12 protein-coding genes are annotated in these 17,005 nt (G+C 74.3%); 1 reads left to right on the top strand and 11 read right to left on the bottom strand.

What is annotated here, in order from left to right; translation table 11 throughout:
- Window positions 1–21: 21 nt before the first annotated feature.
- The 9 genes from AAG589_RS01550 to AAG589_RS01510 all read right to left on the bottom strand — a co-directional run bounded on the left by AAG589_RS01550 (window position 22) and on the right by AAG589_RS01510 (window position 14,990).
- Window positions 22–3,435 carry an ATP-binding protein gene (locus AAG589_RS01550; protein ID WP_430565493.1) on the bottom strand — a complete coding sequence of 1,138 codons (3,414 nt, stop codon included), beginning with the start codon at window positions 3,433–3,435 and terminating at the stop codon, window positions 22–24.
- Window positions 3,432–4,229, bottom strand: coding sequence for a DUF4194 domain-containing protein (locus AAG589_RS01545; protein WP_430565492.1), 798 nt, complete (start codon window positions 4,227–4,229; stop codon window positions 3,432–3,434). The genes AAG589_RS01550 and AAG589_RS01545 overlap by 4 nt, the downstream gene beginning before the upstream one ends.
- Window positions 4,226–5,806, bottom strand: a complete 1,581-nt coding sequence (locus AAG589_RS01540; RefSeq protein ID WP_430565491.1) for a DUF3375 family protein — start codon at window positions 5,804–5,806, stop codon at window positions 4,226–4,228. The genes AAG589_RS01545 and AAG589_RS01540 overlap by 4 nt, the downstream gene beginning before the upstream one ends.
- A gap of 1 nt (window position 5,807) precedes the next feature.
- Entirely contained in the window at window positions 5,808–8,777 is a 2,970-nt protein-coding gene (gene leuS / locus AAG589_RS01535; protein ID WP_430565490.1) for a leucine--tRNA ligase, read from the bottom strand.
- Window positions 8,778–8,834: 57 nt separating this feature from the next.
- A complete protein-coding gene (locus tag AAG589_RS01530) occupies window positions 8,835–9,494 on the bottom strand; it encodes a vitamin K epoxide reductase family protein (protein ID WP_430565489.1) in 660 nt (219 codons plus the stop codon).
- A 60-nt stretch (window positions 9,495–9,554) separates the two neighbouring features.
- Window positions 9,555–10,763 carry an MFS transporter gene (locus AAG589_RS01525; RefSeq protein WP_430565488.1) on the bottom strand — a complete coding sequence of 403 codons (1,209 nt, stop codon included), beginning with the start codon at window positions 10,761–10,763 and terminating at the stop codon, window positions 9,555–9,557.
- Window positions 10,764–10,853: 90 nt separating this feature from the next.
- Window positions 10,854–11,564 (bottom strand): metal-dependent transcriptional regulator, encoded by a 711-nt coding sequence (locus AAG589_RS01520; RefSeq protein ID WP_430565487.1) that lies wholly within the window; start codon window positions 11,562–11,564, stop codon window positions 10,854–10,856.
- A 20-nt stretch (window positions 11,565–11,584) separates the two neighbouring features.
- Window positions 11,585–13,342 (bottom strand): metallophosphoesterase family protein, encoded by a 1,758-nt coding sequence (locus AAG589_RS01515; protein ID WP_430565486.1) that lies wholly within the window; start codon window positions 13,340–13,342, stop codon window positions 11,585–11,587.
- A gap of 91 nt (window positions 13,343–13,433) precedes the next feature.
- The gene (locus AAG589_RS01510; protein ID WP_430565485.1) at window positions 13,434–14,990 is read right to left on the bottom strand and encodes an MFS transporter; all 1,557 of its coding nucleotides are present in this window, start codon (window positions 14,988–14,990) and stop codon (window positions 13,434–13,436) included.
- A gap of 113 nt (window positions 14,991–15,103) precedes the next feature.
- Here AAG589_RS01510 and AAG589_RS01505 point away from each other — a divergent pair, with 113 nt between their 5' ends.
- Entirely contained in the window at window positions 15,104–15,658 is a 555-nt protein-coding gene (locus AAG589_RS01505; protein ID WP_430565484.1) for a TetR/AcrR family transcriptional regulator, read from the top strand.
- A gap of 44 nt (window positions 15,659–15,702) precedes the next feature.
- Here the strand turns inward: AAG589_RS01505 and ku are convergent, their stop codons facing one another.
- Window positions 15,703–16,704, bottom strand: a complete 1,002-nt coding sequence (gene ku / locus AAG589_RS01500) for a non-homologous end joining protein Ku (RefSeq protein ID WP_430565483.1) — start codon at window positions 16,702–16,704, stop codon at window positions 15,703–15,705.
- A gap of 50 nt (window positions 16,705–16,754) precedes the next feature.
- Complete coding sequence (locus AAG589_RS01495) at window positions 16,755–16,976, bottom strand: SCO4848 family membrane protein (protein WP_429732194.1); 222 nt, start codon at window positions 16,974–16,976, stop codon at window positions 16,755–16,757.
- Window positions 16,977–17,005: the final 29 nt, after the last annotated feature.

Here is a 17,005-nt window from a genome sequence, read left to right as displayed (position 1 = left end):
CGGCCCGCCGCCGACCGGTCGTCACTCCCCCACGAGCGTCACCAGCCGCGACCGGCCGCCGGCGTCCTTGATGGCCTGCAGCACGACGTCGGCGTGCGGCTCCAGCGCGCTGACCTTGTCCAGCGGGGCGCCGACGATCAGCTGGAACCCGAGCCCCCGCCACGCGCCGACGGCGCGGCCGGCGAACCGGGCGTCGGCCTTGATGAACGCCTCGTCGAGGAAGACCGGCGCGTACCGGGGCCGCTCCGCGCCGGCGTCGCCGAGTTGGTAGCGCAGGGCGGCGCCGACGATGAACGCGACGAGCTCCTGCGACTCGCCGCCGGACTTGCCGGCGATGTGGTCGTAGACGCTCACGTGGTTGCCATCGAGGTCCACGCACTCCGCGCTCACCCGCACGTGGTCACGCACGTCCACCAGGCGCCGTCGCTCCGGGCTGTCCGGGCGGATGCGGTCGATGAGGCGGCGCATCCGGTCGTACCGGCGCTCGTGCTCGGCGAGCGGGACGTCGCCCGCCGGGGCGGTGGCCAGCTCGCGCAGCCGCCGCCGGAACGAGACGACGTCGGACGCCTCGACCGGGGTGGCGGTGATGCGCAGGCGGTGCGCCTCGTCGCGGAACGGCAGCGTCGCGAGGATCGCGTTCACGGGCTCCATGCGGTCGCGGATCTCGGCGACGGCCTGCGCGATGCCGTTGTTCAGCCGGGTGAGCTGGTCGCCGGACATCTGCCGCAGGTGCGCCGACCACCGGTCGCGCAGCCGGTACAGCTGCTGGTACTCCAGGTCCTCGTAGATCCGCAGGAAGTCGGCGTACGCGCCGTCGGGGTCGGCGCTGCGGTTCGGGTCGGGCCAGGTGTCGTTGAACCGCTCGAACAGGGCCGCGAGCGCCGCGCGCGCAGCCTGCTCCGCCTCCTGCGCCGCGTCGCGCTCGTGGTGCAGCTCCCGCACGACGGCGGCCACGGCGGTGGTGAGGTCCGCGAGGCCGCTGCCCGACGTGCCCGCCACGCCGGACCAGCCGACCTGGGCCATGAGCTCGGCCAGGTGCCGCTCCTGCTCGCCCGTGAGCTCGACGCCCTCGTCGTCGGCCCGCTCGACGGCGTCGGCGACCTGGTCCACCTGGTCGCTGAGCTGCTCCCACGCGGCGCCGAGCTCGGTGACGCGCTGCTGCGCGGCGGCCCGCTCGCGGTACAGCTCGTCGACGCGGGCGCGCAGGGCGTCCTCGTCGGCCTTGAGCGCGCGGAGCACGTCCGAGCCCGCGACCAGCGCCTCGAGCCGCTCCCGCCGCTCGGCGAGCCGCTCCTCGGCGCCGCGCACGTCGACGTCCTCCCACGCGGCGCGCAGCGCGTGGCTGTACGCGACGAAGTGGTCGGCCTCGCCCTTCTGCCGTAGCCGGGCGCCCGCGAGCGCCTCGGACGCCTGCCGCAGCTCCTGGTGGGCCGCGGCGATCTGCTCGGCGAGCTGCTCGAGCCGCCGGTGGTTGCTGAAGCCCAGCACCGACGCCCGCCCCTGGCCGCCGTGCGCGCCCCGACGGCCCTCCGACGTCTGGCCCGAGCGGGTGAGCGCGAGGTCGTGGCGCGCCAGCTCCGTGGCGTCGTCCACGCACACGTAGGCGAACCGCTCCGCCAGGCGCCCGGCCAGCCAGCCGCCGAACGGCCCGGCCTTGACCTCGAGCCGGCCGGGCAACAGCGTGCGGTCGGTCTCCTCGTGCAGCGCCAGGCCAGTGGGGACGCCCTCGAAGCGCACGCGCACCGGGGAGCGGACGGAGTCGATCGCGGCCCGGAACGCGTCGAGCCGTGCCTCGTCGACCAGCACGGTGACGGCGAAGCCCCCGAGGGCCAGCCCGATCGCGTCGCGCCACGGCTCGTACTCGCCGCGCACCTCGAGCAGCTCGCCCACGAACGGCACGTCCTCGGGGCGCAGGCCGGCGGCCCGGGCCAGCGCCTCGCGCGCCTCGTGCAGCTCGCGCGGCACGTTGCCGCGCCGCGCCCGGAGCGACGCCTCCTCGCGTTCCAGCTCCGCGAGGGACCGCATCGCCTCCTTCTCGCGGGCGGAGGCCTCCACGACGGCCTCGGACAGCGCGTCGGTGTGGGTGTCGCGCTCGTCGAGGTACCGACGGGCGTCGGCGTGCAGGGCGTCCAGCTCCCGGCGCGTGCCGACCTCCCGCTCCAGCGGCGCCAGGTGTCCCTCGAGCTCGGCGCGGGCGCGCCGGACCTCCGCCAGCCGCTGCTCGGCCGTGCGCACGTCACGCTCTGCGGCCTCGATGGCGTCGCCGCCGTTGCGGCGCTGGTCGGCCCGCACCTGCTCGAGCTCGCCCTGGGCGGCGGCGAGCCGCTCCTCGGCGACGGCGACCCGCTCGGCCGCGACCTTGTGCTGGGCCCGGTTCTCGGCCTCGCCCGCGCGCAGCAGGTCCAGCTGGGTGCGGTCGCGCCAGGCGGTGAACGGCGTGACCGCACCGGGGTCGGTGCCGCCGGGTCCGCCGTCCGGCCCGAGCGCGTCCACGAGCCGACGCCGCGCGACGGCGGCGTCGATCGCCGCCCGGTGCTCCAGCATCGGGCGCAGCACGTCCACCTGCCGCTGCGCCGTGTCCATCTCGGCGCGCACCTCGCTGAGCTCGTCGAAGTGCTCGACGGCGCGCTCGGCCACCCGGATCGTCTCGGGCTCCTCCAGCACCATCGCCTTGTACAGCGAGTCCACCGTGGTGATCTGCTGGCCGGCCTGGATGCGGCCGAGCAGCTGCATCGCCTTCTCGCCGTCCCCCGCGGCGCCGATGCCGAGCGCGGCGTGCAGGCGGGTCGCGAACGCCTTGTCCGTGTCGAACGTCGTCAGCCCGGCCGCCGTGAGCCCGGCCTTGCCGAACCGCTGCGCCGCGAGCGGCTCGAGGTCGCGCAGGCTGAAGTCGGCCTCGACGACGGCGCGCACGGCCACCGTCTCGTCGGCGCGCTGCGCGCCGCGCGGCACGTACCAGGCGCGCAGCGCCGTGAACCGCTCGCCCGCCTGCGAGGCCCACGTCATCGCGATCGCCGACCAGGTGTCCGACGTCTCCCCGCGCAGCACCCGGTCCTTGGCCTTCGCGGACCCGGCCGTGCGCTCCTCGTCGAGCTTGCCGCGCGCGTACGAGACGACGTTGCGCTGCTCCTGCCCACGCGCCCGCCCGCTGGTCGCCGTGTTCGACGCGCCGTTGAACGGCGTCGTGTGGCTCATCATCAGCGCGATGTACGCGTCCAGCAGCGTCGACTTGCCGGACCCGGACGCGCCCGTGAGCAGCGTCGTCGTGCCCGCGAACCGCACCTCGTGGTAGCCGTGGTAGCCGCCCCAGCTCACCAGCTGCATCGAACGGGCCGTCCACTGCCGCCCGTCCGACGCCGTGGGGATGAGCCCGAACAGCGACTGCTGCATGCGCGGCGCGGCCACCTGCTCCGCCGGGTCGCTCGTGATCGTCACGCGCGGGCCTCCTCGTCCTCGTCCACGGGCTCGGCCAGCGATTCCGGTGATTGGGCCTGTCGAAATCCAGGGACGCGGGTTTCGACGGGCTCAACCAGCGGGTCGGTGGTCTCGACGGGCTCGACCGACGGATCCCGCAGCCAGGCGGCCAGCTCCCGCAGCCGCTCCACGGGCAGCAGGATCTCCACGACCGGCTGCACGCGGTAGCGGCCCTCCGCGACCTCGTCGAGCACGTGCTCGCGCACGAGCGTCGCGACCGCGTTGTCGACCTCGCGCCGGCGCGCCGCCAGGTTGGTCTCGTCCGCGGCGAGGAAGCCGAGCGCGTAGTCGACCAGCTCCTCGGCGTCGACGTGCGCGGCCCGCTCCCCCGCGCCCTGCTCCTGCCGGAAGCGGTTGCGCGCGAACAGCATGAGCAGCGTCTCGACCCGCTTGTACGGCTCGTCCTTGAGCAGCACCGGGATGCTCAGCCCGGCCTCGCGGACCTGCCGCTTGTACGCGATCTCGTAGTCGCGGTCGACGACGAGCTCCACGAAGAGGTCGTGGCAGCGGGAGGCGAGCACGTTCTGGTGCGCCAGCAGCGCCTTCCACTCCGCCGGGTGCGCCGCCGCGGACAGGTACCGCCGCTGCAGCACGAGCGCCAGCGCGCGGCGCGCCTCGTAGGGCAGCACGCCGGTGTCGCCGGCGAACAGCGCCGCGTCGTCGTCCGCCATCGCGGGCGCCTCGACGAACACCGCGCCGTCGTCCGCCGTGTCGTCCGCGGGCTCGTTCGCGGGCTCGGTCGTCGTGCCGGTCATGCGTCCTCCTCGTCGTCAGGCAGGTCGTCGGGCGCGACATCATGCGCTGCGAGACGCACCCTCGGCAGCACCAGGTCGCGCGTGCTGCCGTCGGCGCGCACCGTCGTGACCCGGCGCAGCCGGGCGGCCGGCACGTCGCCGACCCCGTCGTCGCTGCCGGGAGCGAGCGCCGCGTCGAGCGCGTCCGGCGCGGCCAGCTCCAGGTAGCCCAGCAGCTCCACGGGCCGGCGCAGCTCCGCCGGCCCGGCCGCGAACACCTCGTCCGCCGTGGCGTCGCCGCGGTCCCGCAGCACGCGCGCCGCGTGGGCGGCGGTCTCCTCGTAGCGCGGGCCGCCCATGCCGCGCAGCCCACCCAGGACCTGCCCGGGCTCGCCGCCGGTGTCGTGGCCGGGGTCGTCGAGGTCGGCCAGCGCGTCGGGCGGCGTGTCGGGGCGCAGGTCGTGCAGCTGGGCCCGGAAGCGCCCGAGGCGCGCGCGCTCGAGCCAGCGCAGCGGCTCGACGCGCGCGGCGCGGCCCGACGTCGGGAACCACTCGGCCATGGCGGCGGTCGCCTCGCGCAGCGCGGCGTCGAGCTCGCGGTCGCGCAGCGGGTTGTGCACCGTGAGCTGCTGCGTGATGGTCCGCGAGGCGCGCGCCTGGGCGTCGAGGACGCCGTCGACGGCGGCCAGGAGCTGCGAGTACAGGGCCCGCACCGACTCCCGGCGGTCGGCCGGTAGGTCCGCGGCGAACGGGTGCGCCAGCACGGCCCGGACCCGCTCGTCGACCTTCCCGAGCAGCTCCGGGTCCCGCAGCAGCTCCATCGCCCCGGAGAAGGCGCGGCCCTCGGGCGTGCGCTGCATGAGCGAGTCGGAGGCCTCGAGGTAGGTGCCCAGCACCTCGCCCGTGGGGCGCTCGTCCTGCCGCAGGCTCACCACGATGCTGCGCTGCAGCTCCGCGATCGACTCGGCCACGCGGGCGAAGTCGGCGGGCAGCTCGCGCACGAGCGCGGCCACGTTGTCGAACTGCTCGACCAGCCGGTCCGTGGGCGCCTGCACCACGGGTCCGCCGGCCTCGAGGCGCGCCAGCTCGGCCTCCGCCTCGGCGATCTCGGCGCGGGCGCGGGCCACCTGCTCCCGCAGGGCCCGCTGCTGCGACTCCCGGTCGGGGCGAGCGTCCCGCGCGAGCCCGTCCAGGGCCACGAGCAGCGTGCGGATGCGCGACTCGCTCACCAGGGCGCGTGCGCCCTGCGTGCGGTCGACGAACGCGAGCGCCTCCGCCGCGTGCGAGCTCACCTGGTACTGCTCGACGCCGTCGTCGTCGAGCGCGCGCACCAGCCAGCGGCCCGCCACCCAGCGCGAGCACAGCGCCCGGGCGGCGTCGTCGGGCACGTCGTGGCCGGCGGCACGGGCCTCGGCGAGCAGGTCCTCGACCTCCACGTGCATCTGCTCGGTCGGCACGGTGGCGCGACCCGGCGTGAAGATCAGCGACAGCAGGGCCACGACCAGCGGCCCCTCCTTGCGGTGCAGGAGGGCCAGCGAGGGCGTGCCGAAGGCGCCCTGGCTGCGTGCCAGGGCGCCCTCGAGGCGGACGGTCGCCAACTCAGACGACGATGTTGACGAGCTTCGGCGCGCGCACGATCACCTTGCGCACCGGGGCCCCGTCGATGGCGCGGACCACGTTGGGCTCGGCCAGCGCGGCGGCCTCCAGGTCGGCGTCCGAGACGGACGGCGACACCTCGAGGCGCCCGCGCACCTTGCCCTTGACCTGCACGACGCACGTCACGGTGTCCTCGACCAGGTACTGCTCGTCGGCGGTGGGGAACGGCTCGCGCGCCAGCGAGCCGCCGTGCCCGAGCCGCTGCCACAGCTCCTCCGCGATGTGCGGGGCGATCGGCGCGACCATGAGCACCAGCGGCTCGACGGCGGCGCGCGGCACCCGCTCGAGCGACGTGAGGTGGTTGTTGTACGTGATGAGCTTCGCGATCGCCGTGTTGGGCCGCATGTGCTCCATCTCGACGCGCACGTCCGCGATCGCGCGGTGCATCGCGCGCAGCGTGGCGGTGTCGGGCTCGTCGTCGGTCACGACCAGCGCGCCCGTCTCCTCGTCCACGACGTTGCGCCACAGCCGCTGCAGGAAGCGCTGCGACCCGACGACGGCGCGCGTCTCCCACGGGCGCGACAGGTCCAGCGGGCCCATCGACATCTCGTACACGCGGAACGTGTCGGCGCCGTACTGCTCGTACATCTCGTCCGGCGTGACGATGTTCTTGAGGGACTTGCCCATCTTCCCGTACTCGCGGTTCACGGGCTCGCCCCGGTACGTGAAGCCGGACTGCTCGTCGCCCTCCACCTCGGCGGCGGGCACGTAGGCGCCGCGGGCGTCGGTGTAGGCGTACGCCTGGATGTAGCCCTGGTTGAACAGCTTGCCGAACGGCTCCAGCGAGGACACGTAGCCCAGGTCCAGCAGCACCTTGTGCCAGAACCGCGCGTACAGCAGGTGCAGCACCGCGTGCTCCACGCCGCCCACGTACAGGTCGACACCCCCGGCGGGGCCGGACGTCGGGTTGTGCTTCGGGCCCATCCAGTACGACTCGAGCTCCGGGTCGACGACGGCGGTGCCGTCCGACGGGCCGTCGGTCGAGTCGGTCGGGTCCAGGTAGCGCAGGTAGTACCAGCACGACCCGGCCCAGTTGGGCATCGTGTTGGTGTCGCGGCGGTAGGTCTTGGGCCCGTCGCCCAGGTCCAGGGTGACGTTCACCCACTCGTCGTTGCGGCCCAGCGGGGCCTCGGGCGAGGAGTCGGCGTCGTCCGGCTCGAACGTGCGCGGCGCGTAGTCCGGCACGTCGGGCAGGTCGACCGGCAGCATCTCGGCCGGGATCGCGACCGGGCGGTCGTTCTCATCCCACAGGATGGGGAACGGCTCGCCCCAGTAGCGCTGCCGGCTGAACAGCCAGTCGCGCAGGCGGTACGTGGTCGTCCCCTCGCCGGCGCCGCGGGCGCTCAGCCACGCGACGATCTTCTCCTTGGCCGCGGCCACGCCCAGCCCGTCCAGGCTGATCTCGTCGTTCGAGGAGTTCACGGCCACGCCGTCGCCCGTGTAGGCGCCGGCGAAGTCGTCCGGCAGGCCGTCGGCGGGCTCGACCGTGCGGACGACGGGCAGCTCGAACGCCTCGGCGAAGTCGAAGTCGCGCTGGTCGCCGCCCGGCACCGCCATGATCGCGCCGGTGCCGTAGCCCATCAGCACGTAGTCGGCCGTGAACACGGGGATCGTCGCCCCGTTGACCGGGTTGACGGCCAGGTGCCCGGTGAAGACGCCGGTCTTCTTGCCGGCGTCGGCCTGCCGCTCGACGGCGGTCTTGGCGGCCGCCTCGCGGCGGTACGAGGCGACGGCCTCGGCCGGGCTGGCGTGCCCGCCGGTCCAGACGCTCTTGGTGCCGTCCGGCCAGGCCACGGGGACCTCGTCCAGCAGCGGGTGCTCCGGCGCCACGACCATGAACGTCGCGCCGAACAGCGTGTCCGGGCGGGTGGTGAACACCTCGACCTGCGCGCCGGCGCCGGCCGCGTCGTCGTCGCTCGTGCCCACGACGTCGAACCGGACGTTCGCGCCCGTGGAGCGGCCGATCCAGTTGCGCTGCATCGACTTGACCTTCTCCGGCCAGTCGATGAGCTCCAGGTCGTCCGTCAGGCGGTCGGCGTACGCGGTGATGCGCATCTTCCACTGCCGCAGGGACTTCTGGAAGACGGGCATGTTGCCGCGCTCGGAGCGGCCGTCGGCCGTGACCTCCTCGTTGGCCAGCACCGTGCCCAGGCCGGGCGCCCAGTTCACGGGCGACTCGTCGACGTAGGCCAGGCGCTGCGCGTCGAGCACGTCGCGCCGCTCGTCGTCGGACAGCGCGGCCCAGACGGCCCCGCCGGCGTTGTCGCCGTCGTGGCCGGGGACGGCGCGCGCGCCCGACTCCAGCTCGGCGCGCAGCTCGGCGATGCGGCGGGCGCGGCCCGTGCCGCCGTCGGCCTCCGCGTCGTACCAGGAGTCGAAGATCTGCAGGAAGATCCACTGCGTCCAGCGCACGTACTCCGGGTCGATCGTGGCGAACGTGCGGCGCTCGTCGTGCGCCACGCCCAGGCGCCGCATCTGGCGCTTCATGGTGACGATGTTCTGCTCGGTGGTGGTGCGCGGGTGCTGCCCCGTCTGCACGGCGTACTGCTCGGCGGGCAGGCCGAACGCGTCGTAGCCCAGCGCGTGCAGCACGTTCTCGCCGTTCATCATGCGGAACCGGCCCACGACGTCCGTGGCGATGAAGCCCAGCGGGTGTCCGACGTGCAGCCCGGCCCCGGACGGGTACGGGAACATGTCCATGATGAAGAACGGCGTGCCGGCAGAGTTCTCGCCGTCGCCGTCCGTGAGCGCACCCTTCGGGTTGGCCGCCCAGAAGGTGCCCCGCTCCTCCCAGAGGTCCTGCCAGCGCTCCTCGATCTGCTGCGCGAGGGCGGGCGTGTAGCGGTGCGCGGGCTCGTGGGAAGAGGCGGTCGGAGCCTCGGGCCGGGAGGGTGCGGTGTCGGGCGTGCTCACCCGGGCGAGTCTACCGGCCGGACGTGCAGGCCCCGGCCGGTTTTCCACCCGCCCGGTTCAGGCGCCGAACGACTCGACGAGCGGGCGGCCGACGGCCAGCAGCAGCCACCCCACGGCGACGACGTACCCGATGATCAGCACCAGGCCGCGGTTGCGCACGACCGCGCGCCGCAGGCCGTCGCTCGCGGGCAGGTGGCCCTCCTGCACGGCGTGCACGATCTGGAACCACAGCAGCGGCCACAGGATCGTCCAGACGACCATGCAGGCGGGGCACAGCCGCACCAGCGCGTAGAAGCTCGACCACATGAGGAAGAAGATGAGCAGCTGCGCCGCCACCGTGACGGCGAGCAGGCTCCGGTGGTACCAGCGCGGCAGCGTGGCGCCCGTGAGCAGCACGACGCCCGTCGTGATGACCACCGGGAAGGCGGCGACACCCAGGTAGGGGTTGGGGAAGCCCAGCAGCGTGCCCTGCCACGACTGCATCGCGACCCCGCAGTCGAGGAAGATGTTGAAGCTGCAGCTCGTGACCCGGTTCGGGTCGAGCAGCTTGAGGTACTCCTCGATCGCGAGCCACGACGCCGCGCCGAAGCCGATCGCGCCCAGCACCGTCAGCAGCACGCCGTACGTGCGGGCGGTCAGGCCACGCGGGGCGGGCAGGACGGCGGCCGCGGCCGCTCCGTCGTCGTCGTGGGTCTCGTCGCGCACGCTCGGGCTCACGGGCGCGACCGTACCGCACGATCCTGGGGGCTCGGCCGCGCCGGACCTCCCGGGCGCAGGTCAGCCCGCGTGCGGCACGCGCTGCCGACCGAACGCCAGCACCATCGCCAGGCCCACGAGGGTGAGCGCGAGGCCGACCCATGCCGGCGCGAGGTAGCCGTACCCCGCGGCGATGACGAGGCCGCCGAAGAACGCCCCGCTCGCGTTGCCGATGTTCAGGGCGGAGTGGCACAGGGCGGCGCCGAGCGACTGCGCCCGCGGCGAGAGGTCCATGAGCCGGGTCTGCATCGCCAGGCCCAGGGTCTGGGAGGTGACGGCGATGAGGAACAGGCCGGCGACCGCGCCCACGGCCGACGTCCCCACCAGCGCGAACAGCACCAGCGACACCGCGGTCGCGACGAACCCGCCGATCACCGTGCGCAGCACGTGGCGGTCCACGAGCCGGCCGCCCAGCAGCGTGCCGACCGTCATGCCGACGCCGAAGACGGCGAGCACCCAGGGCACGGCGCTCTCGGACATGCCCGCCACCTTGGTGACGGTCGGCGCGACGTAGGTGTAGACGGCGAACAGCCCACCGAAACCGATGGCGCCCGCCGCGAACGAGATCCACAGCGGCCCGTTGCGCAGGGTGCCGAGCTCCTTCCGCACGCTGGAGTCCACCCGCCCGTGCTCGGGCACGAAGCGCCAGATGCCGAGCAGCGTCACGGCGCCGAGCACCCCGATCACCACGAACGCGGCCCGCCACCCGAGGCTCTGCCCCACCGCCGTGGACAGCGGCACGCCGACGACGTTCGCGATCGTCAGGCCGGTCATCATCATCGAGACGGCGTGCCCGCGGCGCCCCGGCCCGGCCACGGCCGCGCCGACGGCGGCCCCGACGCCGAAGAAGGCGCCGTGCGGCAGGCCGGCGAGGAACCGCCCCGCGACCAGCCACTCGATCGTCGGCGCCGCCGCCGACAGCACGTTCGCGACGGTGTAGAAGCCCATGAGCCACAGCAGCAGCCGCTTGCGCGACATCCGCGCGGCGGCGACGGTCAGCAGCGGCGCGCCGACGACCACGCCGACGGCGTACGCGGTGATCGCGTGGCCCACCACCGGGTCGCTGACGCCCAGGTCCGCGCCGATCTGCGGCAGCAGGCCCATCGTCGCGAACTCGGTGGTGCCGATCGTGAAGCCGCCGACGGCGAGCGCGAACAGCGCCGCCCCGACGTGCTCGGGTCGGGGTGCGCGCGCGGACGCGGCGCGCGCGGGCGTGGTCGTGGAGGCCACTCGCCTCTCCTCGGTCTCGAATCGTTTCGACGCGAGGCCGCGACGACGGCGCGCCGTCCAGCGCTCACGTCGTCGGGGAACGACGGCAGCCTACGCGGGCACCACCCAGATGCGCGAGGCCGCCAGCAGGCCGAGGTCCACGCCGACCTCGCGCCCGTCGGCCTCCCACGTGACGCCGACCGTCCCCGCGAACTCCCGGCGCGACGTCAGCCGCACCGGCAGGTCCAGGTCGATGCCGAGGTCGGCGAGGTAGCGCAGCGCCTCGGGGTCCGCGTCGGAGATCCGCGCGACCACTCCCCCGGCGCCCGCCTCGAGGTCCACCAGCGGCACGGCGTCCGGGCGCACCACGCGGCCGTCGGCGAGCGGGATCGGGTCGCCGTGCGGGTCGCGCTCCGGGTGACCGAGCCGCGCGGAGATCCGCTCCACCAGGCGCTCCGACACCGCGTGCTCCAGCACCTCGGCCTCGTCGTGCACCTCGTCCCAGGCGTACCCGAGGTCGCGCACCAGCCACGTCTCCAGCAGCCGGTGCCGGCGCACCATGACCAGCGCGTAGCGGCGCCCCAGCTCGGTGAGCCAGACGCCGCCGTACGGCTCGTGGCCCAGCAGCCCCTGCGTCGTCAGGCGGCGCACCGTCTCGGAGACGGTGGACGGCCCGACGCCCAGCCGGTCCGCCAGCAGCCCCGTGGTGACCTTCTCGTCCGACCACTCCTGCGCCGACCAGACCGCCTTGAGGTAGTCCTGGGCGACGGGGGTGAGCTCGTCCGGGTCGACGGCAGGTGCGGATGACGAGGTTTCGGGCACGGCCCCGAGCCTATCCGGGCCTAGGGGGCGGCGTCGGCGGCGGGCGGCGCGACCTCCGGCACCGGCTCCCGCTCCCCCACGGTCGCCGCGCCGTCGGGCGTCACGCTCACGACCTGCACGTCGAGCATCCGCCGCGTGGTGGGGTCGAAGCGCAGGACGGTCATCTCGGCGGTGCCGTGCAGCGGCCCGACGGTCGGCTGGTTGGGCGCCGCGCCGGCGGTGGACCCGTTGACGTACCGGATGCCCTGGCCCACCTGCTCCGGCCCGGACCGGCGGTGCGTGTGGCCGGACACCTGGAACGGCACGCACCCCGTCTCGAGGGCGTCCAGCCCCACGGGCGGCGTGTGGATGAGCAGCAGGTCGACGCCGTCCCGATCCTCGCAGGCGGTCGTGGCGAGGTCCGACGCCTGCTGCTCCGGGGTCCGCTCGCGCGCGACGTTCGTGCCCACGCCGACACGCGTCTCGAGCGCGTCCCGGTCGCCGAGGATCCGCACCCCCTCGACGTCGATCACCTGGCCGTCGAGGATCTTCTGGCCGTGCGCGGCCTCCTGCCCCGACGTGACCTGCGAGTCGTGGTTGCCGTCCGCCACCACCATCGGCACGCCGCGCGGCACGGCCGACGCGAACGAGTCCACGCACACCTTCTCGACCGAGGTGCCGTTCATGGTGGTGTCGCCCGCGTTGAGCACGACGTCGGCGCCGGAGCGCTCGATCGTCGTGCGGATCAGCGGCGTCATGCCGGTGTTGCAGTGCAGGTCGGAGATGACGACGAGCGTCACCGGCCCGTCCTCGCCGCCCCCGCTCGGCGCGACGCGCGGCGGCGCGGCCGGCGCGGTGGGCTCGGCGGGGCCGGGCGACGCGAACAGGGTGCCGGCGTCGGCCGCGGAGGCCGCCGCCTCGGAGGCGGGCCGGGCGTCCCAGGCCGCCGACAGGTCGTCGTCCGCGTCCGCGTAGAAGTCCTCGTTGTCCTGGTACAGCTTCACGAGCTGCCCGCCGTAGGTGTCGATGACGCCGGCGAGGCGCCCGGTGATCCGCGCTCCCTCGAGCGCCGTGCCGGCGAAGACGGGCGACGCGGGCTGCCCCTGGGAGGTGCTGCCGACGGCGCCGGACGAGACCGTCGTCACGACGAGGGCGACGACCGCCACGCCCGCGGTGATCTCGCCCGTCCGGGGGGCCATCGCGTCGGCGAGCTCGCGCCGTCGCGCCGGCCCCAGCAGCCACCGCACGGCGAAGCCCGCGACGACCAGCACCGCGGCGGCGCCCAGCGAGCGCCACAGGGCGTTCTCCACCAGCGCGAGCGCAACGCTGCGGACCGCGACGTCGGGGCTGGAGAAGAACTGCAGGTAGCTCTCGAGGTCCTGGCTCAGGGCGGTGAGGGTGTTGGCCGCGCCCACCGTCGTCAGGTCGGCGGGGATCTCCTTGACCACCACGTCCACGCCCAGCCCCAGCGGGAGCGGCGAGTCGATCTCGAGGGTGCCCAGCGGCCCCAGGTCGACCACGACGAGGCTGTCGTTGGTCACCGAGTACACGGCCTCGTGGGGCCCGAAGCCGAGCTCCGCGGTGGCGGTGCTCACCCCGAAGACGAGGCAGGCCAGCGCGGCGGCCACCCCGGCGAGCGTCCAGCGCAGCCAGCGCGGCGGCGTCCGGCGGGCGCGCCCGGCCCTCGCGCCGGACGACGTCGCGTCTGCGTCCGTCTCCGCGGCCTTCTCCGAGGGTGCCTCGACCGGAGCGTCCGGCGGGGAGTCGCTCGGGGTGGGCTCGTCGTGCTGGTCGCTCATCGCGTCCACCCTCGCCGAACACGGACGGCGGCGCCACCGTCCTCGCCGGTGGCGCCGCCGTCGCGGGGTGTGACCCTGCGCTCAGGACACCTCAGGCCTCCGTGCCGCGCAGGGTCGTCAGCGCGATCCCGGCCGCGACGAGCACCGCCACGAAGCCGATGGCGGACGTCACGACGACGCCGCTGCCGAACGCCGCGTGGGCGGAGTCGAGCAGGGCCTGCGCCTGGCCGGCAGGCAGGTCCGCCGCCACGCTGGTGGCGCCCCCGAGCGTCTCGGCCGCCGACGCCGCGTCGGCGGCACCCACGCCCGACGGCACCACGACGTTCGCGTGGTACGACCCGGTGAGGATCCCGCCGAGCACGGCGGTGCCCAGCACGGCGCCGACCTCGTACGCGGTCTCGGAGATCGCGGACGCCGCGCCCGCCTTGGCCGCGGGGACGGTCGAGACGATGAGGTCGTTCGACACCGTCTCGGCCGAGCCGACGCCGATCGCGAGGACGACGAACGCGAGCCCGAGCCAGCCGGCCTCGCCGCGCCCGGCGACGAGCGCCGTGACGAGGTAGCCGACCGCGGACAGCGCGAGGCCCGCGGCGACGACGTGCGACGGCCGCACGCGGCGCACGACCTTCACGACGGCCAGCCCCGCGACGACCATCGCCACGGTGCCCGGCAGCAGCACCAGTCCCGCCTGCACGGGCGACAGCCCGATGACGAGCTGGAGGTCCTGCGACACGAAGAACAGGAAGCCGACCAACGAGAACACGGACAACAGGTTCACGAGCACGCTGCCGGTGAAGGCGGGCACCGTGAAGAGCCGCACGTCGAGCATGGGGTTCCGACGGCGCAGCTGCCGGCGCACGAAGAGCACGCCCATGAGCAGCCCGACGGCGATCGCTGCGAGGCCGAGGGAGGGCAGCGCACCCTTGGCGAGGGTCTTGATGCCGAACACGATCGGCGTCATCGCGGCCATGACCAGGACGATCGAGACCGGGTCGACGGGGCCCGGCGCCGGGTCGCGCGACTCGGGCACGAAGACCGGCGCGAGCACGAGCATGAGCGCCAGCACGGGCACCGCCAGGAGGAACACCGAGCCCCACCAGAAGTGCTCGAGCATCAGCCCGCCGACGATCGGCCCCACCGCGGAGCCCGCGGCGAAGCCGGCGGCCCAGATCGCGATGGCGAGCCGGCGCTCGTCGCGGTCGGTGAACACGTTGCGCAGCAGCGACAGCGTGGACGGCATGAGGGTCGCGCCGAACAGCCCGAGCCCCGCGCGCGCGGCGATCAGCGCGCCGGCCGTGGGCGCGAAGGCGGCGACCACGGACACGACGGCGAAGCCGACCGCGCCGATCAGCAGCAGGCGCCGGCGGCCGATGCGGTCCGCGACGGAGCCCATCGGCACGAGGAGCCCCGCGAGCACGAGCGGGTACACGTCCACGATCCACAGCAGCTGGGTGCCGCCCGGGGCGAGCGCCTCCGAGATCTGCGGCAGGGCGAAGCTGAGGACCGTGTTGTCGATCGAGACGAGCAGCACCGGCAGCATCAGCACGACGAGCGCCGCCCAGCGCCGCCCGGCGCCGGCGGGGCGCGCGAGGACAGGACGGGTCGTCGTCGAGGAGGTGGGGTGCGTCGTCACCTGGGTCTGAGCCATGTCTGAACCTGAGGTGCCTTTCACACGCTGCGGACGGCCGGGGCGACATGGTGATGCCGAACTTCCGCACCGTCCAGCCGGTACAGTAACACTCCGCCACTAGGCTGGTCGACATGCCGCCTCCCCCCGCTGCCCGAGCCAAGGTCCTGCGCGCGTTCGCCGAGCTCCTCGTCGAGTCCGGGGAGCGTTCCGCGACGCTGGAGGCCGTCGCGGACCGGGCCGGGGTGTCCAAGGGCGGGCTGCTGTACCACTTCCCGTCCAAGGACGCCCTCGTGGACGGCCTCCTCGACCACCTCGCAGAGCTCACCTCGGCGGACGTCGAGATCATGCGGGGCGCGCCCGAGGGCGCCGCGGACTATCTCCTGCGCACGTCCACGGTCATCGACGGGCAGTTCGGCCTCGTCTACCTCGCCGCGTCGCGCCTCGCGCAGGGCGCGTACCCGCGCGCCCGCGACGTGCTGGACGAGGCGCAGGCCGCCTGGACCGAGACCGTGCGCGAGGAGGTCGGCGACCCGGTGCTCGCCCGCGCCGTCTCCCTCATGGGCGAGGGCCTCTACGCGCTCGCGTCGTTCGGTGCGAGCAACTTCGACGACGGCGACATCGACGACCTCCTCGTCCTCGTCCGCGAGGCCGCCGCGGCACGCTCCTCGGGGCGCACGCCGGCGTGAGGCCGCCGTCGTCGTCGGCCGGCGACGGCGGCCGTCGACCGGGCTCAGCCCGTCTTGCGCTCCGGGGCCTTCGACGACGACTTCTTGGCCGGAGCCTTCGTCGCCGGCGGCTTCTTGGCGGACGACTTCTTCGCGGCCGGCTTCTTCGCGGTCGACGACGTGCCGGACTTCTTCGCCGCCGGCTTCGTGGCCGCGGCCTTCTTCGCCGGCGCCTTCTCGTCGGACGCGCCCTTCGAGCCGGACCGCGAGCTCCCCGTCGACCCGCCCTTCGACCCCGAGACGCTGCGCCGCAGGGCCTCCATCAGGTCGATGACGTCGGCGTCCTCCTTCTCCGGCTGCTCGCCGAACGTCTCCGACGTGTCGAGCGCGTCGCCCTGCTCGATCTTGGCGTCGATGAGCTGACGCAGCTGCGCCTGGTACTCGTCCTCGTACTCCTCGGGCGCGAAGTCGGCCTCGTAGCTGGCGACGAGCTGCCCCGACATCGCCAGCTCCTTGTCGGAGACGGTGACCGAGCCGTCGAGCGACGGGAACGCGGCCTCGCGCACCTCGTCCGCCCAAAGGAGCGTCTGCATCACCAGCACCTCGTCGCGCACGCGCATCGCCGCCAGCCGGGTCCGCTGGCGCAGCGCGAACTTCACGATCGCCGTGCGGTCCGTCTCCTCCAGCGTGCGGCGCAGCAGCACGTAGGCCTTCGGGCTCTTGGAGTCCGGCTCGAGGTAGTAGGTGCGGTCGAGCATGATCGGGTCGATCTGGTCGCTCGGCACGAACTCGACGACCTCGATCTCCCGGTTCGCCTCCGCCGGCAGCGCCGCGAAGTCGTCCTTCGTGAGCACCACGGTGCGCTCGCCGTCGTCGTAGGCGCGGTCGATGTGCTGGTACGGCACCTCCTCGCCGTCCAGCTCGCACACGCGCCGGTACCGGATGCGCCCGCCGTCGGCGTCGTGCACCTGGTGCAGCGGCACGTCGTGGTCCTCGGTCGCGCTGTACAGCTTGACCGGCACGTTGACGAGGCCGAACGTCACGGCGCCCTTCCAGATCGCCCTCATGTGACCATCGTCACGCGACCTGCGGACACGCGCCAGGGCACGGCGCCGGGTCAGCCCACCAGGCCGAGCACGCCCACGACGCCGACGAGCAGGGCGAGCACCATCGAGACGCCCACCAGCACCGCGTGCACGGTGAAGAAGCGGGTCGGGCGCCCGGCGGCGTCGCGGGCGCGGGGGTCCTTGGTCACGCGCCGCCAGAACGAGGGCCACACGGCCAGGTTCCACAGGGCGGCGACGAGCAGGACGACGGACCAGACGACGGGGATCTCCACGGCGTCGAGTATGCCCCGCGCGGGAGCGA

The sequence above is a fragment of the Isoptericola sp. F-RaC21 genome (genome assembly GCF_038593535.1).
GTDB lineage: Bacteria > Actinomycetota > Actinomycetes > Actinomycetales > Cellulomonadaceae > Isoptericola.
This window is presented reverse-complemented; position numbering and strand designations above follow the sequence as displayed.

What these genes read in the sequence shown, in the direction of transcription:
- AAG589_RS01545 (WP_430565492.1), bottom strand. Translation starts at nt 4,229, where the DNA reads ATGACCGGCACGACGACCGAGCCCGCGAACGAGCCCGCGGACGACACG.
- AAG589_RS01515 (WP_430565486.1), bottom strand. Translation starts at nt 13,342, where the DNA reads ATGAGCGACCAGCACGACGAGCCCACCCCGAGCGACTCCCCGCCGGAC.
- AAG589_RS01510 (WP_430565485.1), bottom strand. Translation starts at nt 14,990, where the DNA reads ATGGCTCAGACCCAGGTGACGACGCACCCCACCTCCTCGACGACGACC.
- AAG589_RS01505 (WP_430565484.1), top strand. Translation starts at nt 15,104, where the DNA reads ATGCCGCCTCCCCCCGCTGCCCGAGCCAAGGTCCTGCGCGCGTTCGCC.
- ku (WP_430565483.1), bottom strand. Translation starts at nt 16,704, where the DNA reads ATGAGGGCGATCTGGAAGGGCGCCGTGACGTTCGGCCTCGTCAACGTG.